This window comes from Pseudomonas sp. GNP013 (genome assembly GCF_054343995.1).
The window spans coordinates 2,582,629-2,595,228 of the sequence record NZ_JBTGUT010000001.1 but is presented as its reverse complement, the minus strand read 5'-3'; the positions used below and the strand labels follow the sequence as shown (position 1 = coordinate 2,595,228).

At 61.3% G+C, this 12,600-nt stretch carries 13 protein-coding genes; 4 read left to right on the top strand and 9 right to left on the bottom strand.

Translation table 11 applies throughout. The features are described 5' to 3' along the window. Window positions 1–54: 54 nt before the first annotated feature. Together ACXX81_RS11355 and ACXX81_RS11350 are read right to left on the bottom strand one after the other, a co-directional pair. Window positions 55–1,797: a phosphoethanolamine transferase CptA gene (locus ACXX81_RS11355; protein ID WP_458571693.1), complete on the bottom strand. Its 1,743-nt coding sequence runs from the start codon at window positions 1,795–1,797 to the stop codon at window positions 55–57. A 153-nt stretch (window positions 1,798–1,950) separates the two neighbouring features. Continuing rightward, a complete protein-coding gene (locus ACXX81_RS11350; RefSeq protein WP_269325510.1) occupies window positions 1,951–2,127 on the bottom strand; it encodes a DUF6026 family protein in 177 nt (58 codons plus the stop codon). 268 nt (window positions 2,128–2,395) lie between these two features. On the opposite strand from ACXX81_RS11350, the gene gnd reads away from it, so the two are divergent. From gnd to ACXX81_RS11335, 3 genes are read left to right on the top strand one after another with little or no spacing between them, the layout of a single operon-like run. After that, window positions 2,396–3,379 carry a phosphogluconate dehydrogenase (NAD(+)-dependent, decarboxylating) gene (gnd, locus tag ACXX81_RS11345; protein WP_209981556.1) on the top strand — a complete coding sequence of 328 codons (984 nt, stop codon included), beginning with the start codon at window positions 2,396–2,398 and terminating at the stop codon, window positions 3,377–3,379. Beyond that, a complete protein-coding gene (zwf, locus tag ACXX81_RS11340) occupies window positions 3,376–4,899 on the top strand; it encodes a glucose-6-phosphate dehydrogenase (RefSeq protein ID WP_458571692.1) in 1,524 nt (507 codons plus the stop codon). The genes gnd and zwf overlap by 4 nt, the downstream gene beginning before the upstream one ends. Beyond that, window positions 4,896–5,729, top strand: a complete 834-nt coding sequence (locus ACXX81_RS11335; protein ID WP_209981560.1) for an HAD family hydrolase — start codon at window positions 4,896–4,898, stop codon at window positions 5,727–5,729. Before zwf ends, ACXX81_RS11335 begins: the two co-directional genes overlap by 4 nt. A gap of 57 nt (window positions 5,730–5,786) precedes the next feature. On the opposite strand, the gene ACXX81_RS11330 is transcribed toward ACXX81_RS11335, so the two are convergent. Beyond that, window positions 5,787–6,047: a hypothetical protein gene (locus ACXX81_RS11330; RefSeq protein ID WP_209981562.1), complete on the bottom strand. Its 261-nt coding sequence runs from the start codon at window positions 6,045–6,047 to the stop codon at window positions 5,787–5,789. A gap of 277 nt (window positions 6,048–6,324) precedes the next feature. Here ACXX81_RS11330 and ACXX81_RS11325 point away from each other — a divergent pair, with 277 nt between their 5' ends. Further along, window positions 6,325–7,650: a sigma-54 dependent transcriptional regulator gene (locus ACXX81_RS11325; protein WP_209981564.1), complete on the top strand. Its 1,326-nt coding sequence runs from the start codon at window positions 6,325–6,327 to the stop codon at window positions 7,648–7,650. 293 nt (window positions 7,651–7,943) lie between these two features. On the opposite strand, the gene fapF is transcribed toward ACXX81_RS11325, so the two are convergent. The 6 genes from fapF to fapA form a co-directional block, all read right to left on the bottom strand. Next, on the bottom strand, window positions 7,944–9,254 hold the full coding sequence (fapF, locus tag ACXX81_RS11320) for a fibril amyloid transporter FapF (RefSeq protein WP_458571691.1): 1,311 nt from the start codon (window positions 9,252–9,254) through the stop codon (window positions 7,944–7,946). Between the two features lie 48 nt (window positions 9,255–9,302). Beyond that, window positions 9,303–10,052 (bottom strand): fibril amyloid subunit FapE, encoded by a 750-nt coding sequence (gene fapE, locus ACXX81_RS11315; RefSeq protein ID WP_322213465.1) that lies wholly within the window; start codon window positions 10,050–10,052, stop codon window positions 9,303–9,305. 37 nt (window positions 10,053–10,089) lie between these two features. Further along, window positions 10,090–10,767 carry a fibril amyloid maturation endopeptidase FapD gene (gene fapD, locus ACXX81_RS11310; protein WP_209981569.1) on the bottom strand — a complete coding sequence of 226 codons (678 nt, stop codon included), beginning with the start codon at window positions 10,765–10,767 and terminating at the stop codon, window positions 10,090–10,092. 61 nt (window positions 10,768–10,828) lie between these two features. Beyond that, window positions 10,829–11,512, bottom strand: a complete 684-nt coding sequence (gene fapC, locus ACXX81_RS11305; RefSeq protein WP_209981571.1) for an amyloid-like fimbrin subunit FapC — start codon at window positions 11,510–11,512, stop codon at window positions 10,829–10,831. Between the two features lie 67 nt (window positions 11,513–11,579). Next, window positions 11,580–12,146 carry a fibril amyloid subunit FapB gene (fapB, locus tag ACXX81_RS11300; protein WP_231423723.1) on the bottom strand — a complete coding sequence of 189 codons (567 nt, stop codon included), beginning with the start codon at window positions 12,144–12,146 and terminating at the stop codon, window positions 11,580–11,582. Then, window positions 12,143–12,598 carry a fibril amyloid chaperone protein FapA gene (gene fapA / locus ACXX81_RS11295; protein ID WP_209981575.1) on the bottom strand — a complete coding sequence of 152 codons (456 nt, stop codon included), beginning with the start codon at window positions 12,596–12,598 and terminating at the stop codon, window positions 12,143–12,145. The genes fapB and fapA overlap by 4 nt, the downstream gene beginning before the upstream one ends. Window positions 12,599–12,600 lie beyond the last annotated feature (2 nt).

Sequence of the window (12,600 nt, the reverse complement as noted above, 5' to 3'; positions counted from 1 at the left end):
GCAACTTTAGGCTTAAACAGGAATGATTATTATCTTCTTGTTTCAGGGGGTGGGCTACTTGAGTACTACCTCGTTCGGTTCGATCTTCTTCGGCTTGATCAGGCTGAAGTCGATCAAGCCCTTCTGTTTGGTCTCGTAAGGATTGCCGATCATCAGCGGACGCGGCTTGAAGCTGTCACTCACCAGGCTTCGGCTGCGGTCCCATTCGTCGAAGCTCAACCCGGCCAGATCGGCCCAGGTGTGAATCAACTGCGAGCTGCTGTAAGGGCGTTGCAGGTCGCCGGCAAAACTCCAGTCGTGGCTTTCGCGCCATTTGGGCGACGCGTAGGCCATGAACGGGATGGTGTACATCGGCGTGGTCGGCTTGGCTTCGTTACGGCCCAGGGTGCTGTGACCGACGGAGTCGAACACGTCTTCGCCGTGGTCCGACAGGTACAGCAAAAAGCCGTTGGGATCGCTTTTGGCGTAGTCCTTGATCAGGCTCGACACCACGAAATCGTTGTACAGCACCGCGTTGTCGTAGCTGTTGTAGGTTGGCAACTGCGCATCGCTGACGCCCTTCGGCACGCCCTGGCGGTCGGTGAACTTGTCGAAGCTGGGCGGGTAGCGGTACTGGTAGCTCATGTGTGTGCCCAACAGGTGCACCACGATGAACTTGCGCTCGGCGCCGTCGGCCAGGGCCTTGGCGAAGGGCGCCAGCACGTCGCCGTCGTACTGGCGGGCGTTCTGGTTGCGATTATTGTTGAGGTACACCTGCTCGTCGGCCTGTTCGGAAAAGGTCGTCAGCATGGTGTTGCGCTTGGTCATGGTCTGCTGGTTGGTGATCCAGTAGGTCTTGTAACCGGCCTGTTTCATCACGCTGACAATCGACGGAGTTTTGAGGTACAGGTCGGGGTTCTCTTCGTCGGCGAACGTCAGCACCTGTTGCAGCGCCTCGATGGTGTAGGGGCGCGGGGTGATGACGTTGTCGAACACCGCCAGTTGATCACGCAACTTGTCGAGTTCCGGCGTGGTGTTGCGCGGGTAGCCGTAGAGGCTCATGCGCTGGCGGTTGGTCGACTCGCCGATGACCAGCACCAGGGTCGACGGCTGACCGGCGTTGTTGTCCTTGAGGTTTTTCAGGGGCGGGATCTGGCTGGCGCTGGTGAGCATGCCCTGCATGTTTTCCAGCTGTTCGGTGTAGCGACGGTAAGCCACGATCATCTGCCACGGCACGGCCGGCTCGATACGGGTTTCGAAACGGTCGATGGCCTGTTCCATGGTGTCGCTGGTGGCGATCTGCTTGACCAGCGGGTAACCGACCACGGCCAGCACGATGGCGGCAGCGGCCAGCATCGACTGCCCGCGCGGCATGTACACCGGGCGCAGGCGGGTCCACAGGAACACGGCGAAGGCGGTGTGGGCGATAAACGCCAGCACGATCCACCACGCGAAATATTGGGTCGCGTACTCGCCGGCTTCAGAGATGTTCGACTCGAACATGATGAAGATGACGCTCTGGGAAAATTCCTGCTGGTAAATGAAGAAATAACCCAGGCTGGCCATGGAACATGCCCACAGCACCACACCGATCAAAGCCGCCAGCAAGCGTGTACGGCGCGGGAATAAAAGCATCGGCGCCAGCCACAGCGCACTCATGAAGAAGGCCTGACGAAACCCGCTGAAACCGGAAGTGCCGGTCAGCTGGATCAGCAGTTGGGTAATACCCGAGAAGTACCAGAAGAACAGAAACAGCCAACCGAAGCCGGCCCAATCAAAGCCTTTTGCAGACGCAGTGCTGCGCTTGAACATCACCATCCAACGCTCCAACCCAATTATTTTCAGCCGGCGCGCAGAAACGCGCGCCAACAGAGGCCGCCCTTGCATGGGGTGGCCCTTCGGGCGGGGAGTATCGGGGAGAGAGTGTGAAAACTTTGTCAGCGCTCTGTAAGCATTATCTTACAGAGCGGTTCAGCACAGCGCAGGGCGGGCGCCGGAGGTCTGTTCGAGCTGGCCTTGCAGGTGCGAGCGCAGACGCAGGACTTCCTGCTGGAGTTGATCGCGTTCGTCCTTCAACTGGCGCAATTCATCGCGACGGATGCTGACGTAAAGCGTCTGTGGAGGACGGGACATCTGTGCTGTGCTCATTGCTTGCCTCGCAAATAGCCGGTAGATCGCGGTGCCGGAACGCAGAATGGGAGTTCTCGGCATCAGTCGGAAGCAATTCTGAATTCTTTTTTCCATCAAGGGAACTTTTTTATTTTTGGTGGTCGTGTGACTTTTGCCGCAGTGATGGTGAAACGATGGCAACTTTTTTAGCATGAAACTCCCGCTATCCGCTCTGGACTAACCCTCATTAGCCTCATTGCGCTATAAACTATGTCACACATTTTTTAGCAGTTAGGAGCATCAGCACATGCAACTGGGGATTATTGGACTAGGCCGCATGGGCGGTAACATTGCGCGGCGCCTGATGCTCAATGGGCATACCACCGTTGTTTATGACCGTAACGAAGCATTCGTCAAAGGCTTGAGCGAGGAGGGCGCCACCGGCGTCGCCGACTTGAAAGCCCTGGTGGCCGGGCTGCAGAAGCCTCGCGCCGTGTGGGTCATGTTGCCGGCAGGCGACCCGACCGAAGACACCATCAATGCGTTGAGCGAGCTGCTGGAAGACGGTGACGTGATCATCGACGGCGGCAACACCAACTACAAGGACGACGTACGCCGCGGCAAGGCCCTGGCGGAAAAGGGCCTGCACTATGTGGACGTCGGCACCTCCGGCGGCGTCTGGGGCCTGGAGCGCGGCTATTGCATGATGATCGGCGGCGACGTCGAGACCGTGCAGCGCCTCGACCCGATCTTCAAGAGCCTGGCCCCGGGCGTTGGCAGCATCCCGCGAACCAGGGACCGTTCCGCCAGCGCCGATCCGCGTGCCGAGCACGGCTACATCCACGCCGGACCTGCGGGCGCCGGGCATTTCGTCAAAATGATCCACAACGGCATCGAGTACGGGATGATGCAGGCGTTCGCTGAAGGCTTTGACATCCTCAAGACCAAGAACTCGGACAATCTGCCCCAGGACCAGCGCTTTGACCTCAATGTGGCTGACATCGCCGAAGTCTGGCGCCGCGGCAGCGTGGTGTCGTCGTGGTTGCTGGACCTGACCGCCGACGCGCTGGCCACCGACCCGAAACTCGACGGTTACTCCGGTTCCGTCGCCGACAGTGGCGAAGGCCGCTGGACCATCGAAGCCGCCATGGAGCAGGCCGTGCCGGTCCCGGTGCTGTCCACCTCGCTGTTCGCACGCTTCCGCTCGCGTCAGCAGAGCACCTACGGTGACAAAATGCTCTCTGCCATGCGCTTCGGCTTTGGCGGTCACGTGGAGACTTCCAAAAAATGACCGCCAACGGCAAAAAACCACAGGCCGAGCCCGCACCACCCACCACGCTGTTTTTGTTTGGCGCCCATGGCGACCTGGTCAAGCGCCTGCTGATGCCGGCGCTGTACAACCTTAGCCGTGATGGCTTGTTGGGCGATGGCCTGCGGATTGTCGGCGTCGATCACAACGCCATCAGCGATGCCGATTTCGCCAAGAAGCTCGAAGATTTCATTCGCACCGAAGCCGCGAGCAAGGTCAAGGGCAATGCCGAGAATGCCCTCGACCCCGAGCTGTGGGCGCAATTGGCCAAGGGCATCAGCTATGTCGAGGGCGACTTTCTCGACGACAGCACCTACGCCGACATCGGCAGGAAGATCGCCGACAGCGGCACCGGCAACGCGGTGTTCTACCTGGCCACCGCGCCGCGCTTCTTCAGTGAAGTGGTGCAGCGCCTGGGCAGTGCCGGTTTGTTGACGGAAACCGACGAGAGCTTCCGCCGCGTGGTCATCGAGAAGCCGTTCGGCTCCGACCTGGCGACCGCCGAAGCGCTGAACGCGTGCCTGCTCAAGGTGATGAGCGAGAAGCAGATCTATCGCATCGACCATTACCTGGGCAAGGAGACGGTGCAGAACATCCTGATCAGCCGTTTCTCCAACGTGCTGTTCGAGGCGTTCTGGAACAACCATTACATCGACCACGTGCAGATCACCGCCGCCGAAACCGTTGGCGTGGAAACCCGGGGTAATTTCTTCGAGAAAACCGGCACCCTGCGCGACATGGTGCCTAATCACCTGTTCCAATTGCTGGCGATGGTCGCCATGGAACCGCCGGCGGCCTTCGGTGCCGACGCGGTGCGGGGTGAAAAGGCCAAGGTGATCGGTGCCGTGCGGCCCTGGTCGCTGGAAGATGCGCGGGCCAACTCGGTGCGGGGGCAGTACACCGCCGGCGAAATCGGCGGCAAGTCACTGCCCGGCTACCGCGAAGAAGCCAACGTGGCGCCCGACAGCAGCACCGAGACGTTTGTTGCCCTCAAGGTGATGATCGACAACTGGCGCTGGGTAGGCGTGCCGTTCTACCTGCGTACCGGCAAGCGCATGAGCGTGCGTGACACCGAAATCGTGATCTGCTTCAAGCCTGCGCCCTACGCGCAGTTTCGCGACACCGATGTGGACGAACTAGAGCCCACCTACCTGAAAATCCAGATTCAGCCCAACGAGGGCATGTGGTTCGACCTGCTGGCGAAAAAGCCCGGGCCGACCCTGGACATGGCCAACATCCAGTTGGGTTTTGCCTACAAGGACTTCTTCGAGATGCAGCCGTCGACCGGGTACGAAACCCTGATCTACGACTGCATGACCGGCGACCAGACCTTGTTCCAGCGGGCCGACAACATCGAAAACGGCTGGCGTGCGGTGCAGCCGTTTCTTGATGCGTGGCAGCAGGACGACGGGATCCAGGCCTACAAGGCGGGCGAGGACGGCCCGGCCGCCTCCGATGCATTGCTGGCGCGCGACGGCCGCACCTGGCACAGCCTCGGATGAGTGACGCGGCGATCCATCCCATCCGTTTTATCCTGAGTGACGTGGACGGCACCTTGTTGCATCCGGACCACCGCCTCAGCCAGCGCACTGCCGATGCGGTGCGGGCGTTGCGCGAGGCCGGGGTGTTTTTCAGTCTGGCCAGCGGGCGGCCGCCCAAGGCCATGCATCATCTGATCGAGGCCTTCGGCATCGATGTGCCGGTGGCGGGCTTCAACGGTGGCACGCTGATCAACCCCGATGGCAGCATTCTGGTTGCCCACCACCTGCCGGCGGAGGCGGCGCTGATTGCCTTGGCGCTGTTCTCGGCCGAGCCGGACGTGGAAGTCTGGGTGTTCGCCGACGGTGACTGGTTGCGGCGTGATCCGCCGGGGCCTATGGAGCCGCGCGAGGCTGCAGGGCTGGGCTATGGCCCAATCGTGGTGGAGAGTTTCGAGCCGTACCTGGATCGGGTCGACAAGATTGTCGCGGCCAGCAACAACACCGGCTTGCTGGTGGAGCTGGAAGCGCAGTTGCATCCCAAGGTAGAGGGCCTGGCTCAGGTATCACGTTCGCAACCGGTTTACCTGGATGTGACGGCGATGCTGGCCAACAAGGGCGAGGCCTTGAAGACCCTGGCGGCGCACCTTGGGGTGCCGCTTGCGCAGACCGCCGCCATTGGCGACGGCGGCAATGACCCGGCGATGTTTCACGTGGCGGGGTTGTCGATTGCCATGGGCCAGGCGGAAGAAACCGTCAAGCACCAGGCGACTGTCGTCACCGGCAGCAATCTGGATGATGGCGCGGCGGAGGCGTTCGAACGCTTTATTCTCGCGCCGCGCGCAGGCTCTTAGAGGCCCAGCTTAAACGGGCGATCACTGTTTGCAGTGATCGCCCGTCAGGGTCATGCCTTACTTGGGCATTGCCCAGGACTGCAACTGGTAGCCGTGCTCGTCGAGTTCGGCACGGGCCTGCAACAGCAGATCTTCCAATTGCGCCGGGTCGGTGTAAGCGCTTGACGACAGCTGCTTGCTGCCGATGCGGGTGTTGGTGCGGTCGATGACGCTCAGGCTGAGGGCGCCAACGCCATCATGCCAGGCCACGCACTGAAAGGGCTGGAAGGCACGGTCTGCGATCAAAAGAGCTTCGTTGATGCGGAGCGGGGCGTTCATGTGGGTCTTCTCTCTGTATGCCCATTCAAGTCAGCACCGGCGGTTGGGCTGACCGTGCGGTGGGTTACTTGTACTGATGCACGATGCCCGGGTTCGGGTCACATACTGACGCAATTAATTTTCAAGGCTTGATCTGCGGATGGAGACGGTGGCTTTTTGCCCGCACTTATAGCGAAATGTTACATAGTGATCGTCAATAAATTGATAGTGTGGCAGTCAGGCGTCCCAAATCCTTGTTTATAAATAACTTTAACAATTTTGACGCCAAGGAATAGTCATGATTGTTACACCCGTCCCGCGACGCTTGCTTGTGGTTGACCCCTGTGACGATTGTCACGGCCTGCTGCCCGGTTTGCGCGCCGCCGGTTGGGACGTGGACAGTTGCGCACTGGAAACGGTAGGGGACCGCTCCTGTGATATCGGTTTGTTGCGTTTGCAGCCGTATCACCTGGAGCGCCCCGAGGCCGTCAAGGAACTGATCAGCCGCAGCGGCACCGAATGGATTGCTGTGCTCGACCAGGACGTACTGCGCCTGCAGAACGTCGGCGATTTTGTCTGCGAGTGGTTTTTCGACTTCCATACCCTGCCGTTCGATGTGTCGCGAGTGCAGGTCATTCTCGGCCGTGCGTTCGGCATGGCGCGCTTGCGCGGCAAGGGCAACACGCCGGTGGACGGGCCCGAACACGAATTACTCGGCGACAGCAGGGCGATCCGCGAGCTGCGCAAGTTGCTGTCGAAGTTGGCGCCCACCGAGTCACCGGTGCTGATTCGCGGTGACAGCGGCACCGGCAAGGAGCTGGTCGCCAAGACCCTGCACCGCCAGTCCCAGCGTCATGCCAGGCCATTCGTGGCGATCAACTGCGGTGCCATCCCCGAACACCTGATCCAGTCCGAACTGTTCGGCCATGAAAAAGGCGCGTTTACCGGCGCCCATCAGCGCAAGATCGGCCGCATCGAAGCCGCGAATGGCGGCACCCTGTTTCTCGATGAAATCGGCGACCTGCCGATGGAGCTGCAAGCGAACCTGCTGCGCTTTCTCCAGGAAAAACAGGTCGAACGCGTCGGCGGCAGTCAGCCGATACCGGTGGATGTGCGGGTACTGGCGGCGACCCACGTCGACCTCGAAGCGGCGGTGGTCAAGGGCACCTTTCGCGAAGACCTGTATTACCGCCTGAATGTGCTGCAAGTGGTCACCGCGCCCCTGCGCGAGCGGCACGGTGACGTCGCGATGCTGGCCAACCACTTTTCACGCTTCTACAGCCAGGAAACCGGCCGCCGCCCGCGCAGTTTCAGCGAAGACGCGCTGGTTGCCATGGGGCAGCATCCCTGGCCGGGCAACGTGCGTGAACTGGCCAACCGCGTACGCCGCGGTCTGGTACTGGCCGAAGGGCGCCAGATCGAGGCCACCGACCTGGGCTTGCTGGGCAAGCGGGCCGTGTCGCCACCCATGGCCACACTGGAAGACTACAAGCACCGCGCCGAACGCCAGGCGTTGTGCGACGTGCTCAATCGACACAGCGACAACCTGAGCATCGCGGCCCGCGTGCTGGGCGTCTCCCGGCCCACGTTCTACCGGTTATTGCACAAGCACCAGATCCGCTAGACGCGCCCACTCCACGTCCACACCTTGAGGCTAGCGGGCTTGTCGCGGGTGATTGGGTTGTTGTGGCGAGCGGGCTTGCCCTAATGCCGTTCAGTTAAGCGCAGATTCCTTGTGGCGAGCAGGCTTGTCCTGCGTTGGGCTGCGCAGCAGCCCCAAAGCCAGGCGCTGAGCCGTATCAGGTACACCGCGTTTTGCTCGATGGGGGGCGCTGCGCACCCCAACGCGGGGCAAGCCCGCTCGCCACGACAGCCCTCTCGCCACAACAAGTCCGCACCCAAGGACGCGTTGGGCATTCAGAAGTAATACGGAAACTTCAGGCTGAACGTAAAGTCCGGCGCATCGTCCGTCATGCCGATCGCGAGGTTCGGCACGATGGTCAGGTTGTCCGACGCCGCAATCGTCATGCCCACGTTGAAATAGCCCGCGTTGGCATCGCTGGACACCACCGACTGCCAATCCTGCCCGCTTTGCTTGACCTTGCTTTTGCGCTGTATCACGTCGGACACCGAGAACGACATGCTCATCTTCTCGTTCAGCGCGAATGCCACGCCCACGCCGAACTGGAAGCTGTCGCCCAGTTGGATCTTGCCGGGCACCTTCTGATTGACGTTGGGGCTGATGTCGCTGAACGAGTCCTCGAAGTTGTGGGTGTAGGACAGCGAGCCGAACAGCACCGCCGGGTCGAAGGTCTTGACCAGCGAGATGCCCGGCGTCACCGACCACACGCCGTTGCCGGTGGGCAGGCTCTCGGGAATGGCGAGGTTGTCGTTGCCCGGTTTCGGGATCAGCTTGATGCCGTACGGGTCTGCCCCGGTGGGCGCCTTGACCCGTACCGACACGACCGCATCGGGCAGGTGCGCGCTTTCGTCGAGGAACTTGTACGAGACGCCGGCATTGACGTCGCCGATGGTCGGATCGCGCGTTACCGAGCCTTCCGACATGGCGGTAGAACTGCCGCCCGCACCGCCTGACTGGTAGGTGGATTCGCGGTACACCACCGGCACGTTCAGGTCGAACTGCCAACGGTTGTCCAGGTTGTAGCGCCCGGTCAGGTCCAGGGTCCAGCTGTCGGACTTGATGCGGTCCAGGTTGATATTGCCGAGGAAGATCGAGTCCAGCGCGAGAAAGCCGTTGAGGGACAACTGGCGTGCATCGTAGCGCGCGTAGGTGATGCCGGTTTCCAGGCTGAACCTGCCGTTGCCGAAAAAGCCACTGGCTTCGTTGTACAGGTTGCTCACACTTTGCGCCGGGGCCGAGTCGTCCTTGAGGTTCTGCCCGTAGGAACTGCCGCCGCCCGCGCCGCCGGAGGCCGCCGCCGCGCCTACGCCGGACGTATGGCCGGCCACGGTGGTGCCGCCTTTCTGGAAGTCGGCAGGGGATTTGGCCAGGCGTTTGGGGGCGGGTGTTGCGGGTTGATCTTCTACTTGCCTTACACGTTGTTCCAGTACGGCCAGTGCTTTTTGCTGCACTTCATAGCGTTGCTTGAGCTCCAGCAGTTCTTGCTTCAGTGTTTCGATATCAGCGTCCGGTGCGGCATAAAGCACGGAGGCGGGCAGGAGCGCACTCAAACAAACCACGGCACGTAACGATACAGATCGATGCATGAAATAAGCCGTCCCTTTTAATGCGTAAGTGTCGAGGCTCAGCGTAGTTCAATAACCGGAGGGGCGAAGGCCCTTGAGTTGATCCAGATTGAGGTTCTGCGTGATGTTGTTGAAACCGTTGTTGCCCATGACCACATTGAGTTGGGTCAGGTTGCTGACCGCGTTGCCGTTGCCTTGAATGACGGTGCCTTGCAGCACGTTGCCGGCGCCGATCTGCTGCACGGCATTGCCCTGGTTGTTGCTGGCCTGGAGGGCCATTTGCAGCCCGCCATTATTGGCGCTCACCGTGACCTGGCCTGCCGCCGTGCCACCGGTAATCGGCTGGCCAGCCAGCAGCGCCTGTCCGGACTGCGCGTAGTTGGCCGGGGCCAGGCCGTTTTTGCTCACGTTGATGTCCACGCCGTTGGTGGCAGCGTTGCCATCCCCGGCCGCGCGAACGCTTTGCACCACGCCCTGGCCGGTGCCCAGGCCCGCGCCACCGACGACTGTGCCGGTGCCTTCAGGTTGCCTGCTCACGCCTGTGCCATCGTTGCCCGATACCTGCACATAAAATTGCGGGGTGACGGTGGACGCGTTGACCTGCATGGCCGCGCTGCCGGTCACGGTGGCGCCGGCAGCATTGGTCCAGGTGCTGCTCATGACGATGCCAAAGCTGATGATGCGCCCCGGCATCACGTAACGCCCGCGCAAGTCGGCCATCTCCGCATCCTTGAGCTCGATCGGCTTGAACGCCGAGGACGCATGCACCGGTGCAGAGGCGGCCAGGCAGATGACCGTCAACCAACGGAAAGTGTTCATCGTGTGCTCCTGGAGCGTCCTGCCCCTTATTGCGCTTCTAGAAGAAGTCGCTCTGGATAAAACCGAATTCCATCAATTCGCTGTCACGTACCGGGCTGAACGCGTTGAACTGGTTCCTGGCGGTCAGCGGCACGCGCGGGGTGAGCAGGGCGTTGGTCTTGTCGTAGCCTTCACCGATCACGGCGAACACGATGCCATTCCAGCCCTTGACGAAGTCGTCCCTGGCGTAGCGCTTGTTGCCCAGCACCGGATCGCCGATGTACACCCACTCCTTGTCGGCACGCTGCAACACCACAAAATGCTTGTAGCCGCGAATTTCCAGCAGGACCACGACCGGCACCTTTACGGTCATCAACACGTCGGGGGCGATGCGATAGCCCTTGGCGCGCATGTTGATGCTTTCCAGGTAGCGCTTCATGTCGAGCATCGAGAAGCCCTGGGTGCGCACCAGGTCCTGGTCGGCGTTGACCAGCATGCCCTTGATGATGTGGTCTTCATCCACGTCCATCCAATAGGCTTGGCGCAGGATGGTCGCCAGCGCGGCGGCGCCGCAGCTGAAATCGGTTTTCTGTTCCACCAGGTTGGCGAACTTGCGCTCGCGGATGCTCTCGACCTTTTTGTACACCACCGCACCGTTGGGCATGACGACTGCCATTTGCCCCGCCCAGGTCGGGCCGGTGAGTGTGAACAAAAGGAGAAAGACAACGCGGCGCATGATCAGGTGACCTGTTGGACACTGGAATGAAAGGGGCCTTGTTGGCAAGGCCCGATCTGCATCAGAAGCGAGTGATTGCTACGTTGTTCTGACCCTGGTTGTTGCTGCCCGACAGTACGTTGGAGTTCGATACGCCGGAGCTGTAGTTCAGCGAGTTGTTCACGCTGGCGTTGTTGGTGACCACCGATTTGGCACCCCAGCCATGGCCGCTGCTCAGGTTCACGGTCAGGTTGCCCGACACATCCTGCACGCCGGATACAACGGCTGCGCCGCTGTCGCCATTGCCGGAGGCGATAGCAACGCTGTTGCTGCCCTGGTTGGAGGTGCCGGTGGCTGCGTTCAACTGAATCACGCCGGAAGCGTTGTTGCCGCTGCTGTTGAGCGAAGCATTGTTTTGCGAGCCGCCGTTGATTGCCAGGTTGCCGCTGTTGGATTGCGCGGTGCCGGTGCTGGCGAACACGAAGTCAGCATCGCCGGAAACGATGGCCACGTCGTTCTTGCCCTGGTTGTTGTCACCGCTCAGCACGTTGCCGTTGGCCACGCCGCTGATGTGGTTGTAGGAGTCAGTGGTCGACGCGTTGTTTTCGGTTTTGTCGTTGAGTACGGTGTTGCCCTTGTTGCTCTGGCCGTCAACGGTAGTCGCGGCAGCAGTGGTAGGCGCGTGGTAGCCGCCTGCCTGGGCTGCAACAGCCATGAGCGCAGCGAGAGCGAAAGCCAGTGGTTTGAGCGCTGTGGTGGTTTTCATGGTGTATCTCCTTGCTTCTAATTAGTGATTTAAGTGTTGATACGGTCCGGCAGGCGACTCAGCTCCATCAGTTGAGTCGCACATTCAGGGTGTTAGCCACTCGGTTCCCCACCCCGGCGCTCTGGTTGACCTGTACCACTCCACGGCTGCCGGTGAAGGCCTGGTCGCTGGTAACGACCTGGCGGCTGCCAGTGGTAGAGGTCAATCCCGAGTCTGTTGCAAGCGCAACGGTCTGTTGCGACATGACGCTGTCGTCGATGCTTTGCGGGCCAGTGGTCAGGCTGACGCGCACGGCATTGATCATCTGGTTCTGGGCCCCGGCCGACTGATTGACGCTCAGTGCACCGTTGCCATGGCTGAAAGCGTTGCCCTGAATCGCAGTGCTGGCACTCAGGGAGCGGTCGGCGGCGGCGCCGCTGATTTTCTGTGTGACGGAGACAGTGGCCCGGGCGTTATGGCCCACGGCGATGGCGAGGTTGTTGCTCAGCTGTTGCTGGTCACCGGCGGCCTGGTTGATCGAGACCGCGCCGTTGTATTGCTGGCCCGAGTTATCGATGCTGGCGTTGTTGCCGGTCGTGTCGGCCATGGCTGCCGAGCAGCTCATCATGGCCAGGAGCATCCAGAGATGATTCATTTCATCGCTCCGCCGATCATGCCGCCGAGGTTGTTCAGCGGTGCGAGGCCGCGTGAGACTGCGCCGTTGACCGTTCCCGAGATGCCAGCGCTGCCGCCGCCCTGGCCCGCCGCGCTGGCGGCACCCAGGCTGTTACCGGCACCGATGGCGTTCAACCCGTTCAGGTCGCCATTGGGCATGACGCTGCGGGTAACGCTGGAACCGCTGCTGATGCCAGCGATGTCGTGGTCGCTGAGTTCGTTGGTGACGGCGCGGATTTGCCCGGTCGGGTTGGCATTGGCGGTGATGGGGTAGGGGTCGGTGCCGCGTGCACGGCCAATGGCATAAGGTTGCACCTGACGCTCGATCACGATCACTCCATCATTCGCCGCCAGCACTGGCAGGCTCACGACGGCACTCAGTGCGCAGCCGATCAGCAGGAGGCTCAGTGAGCCAGGATTGTGTGTGTCCACGG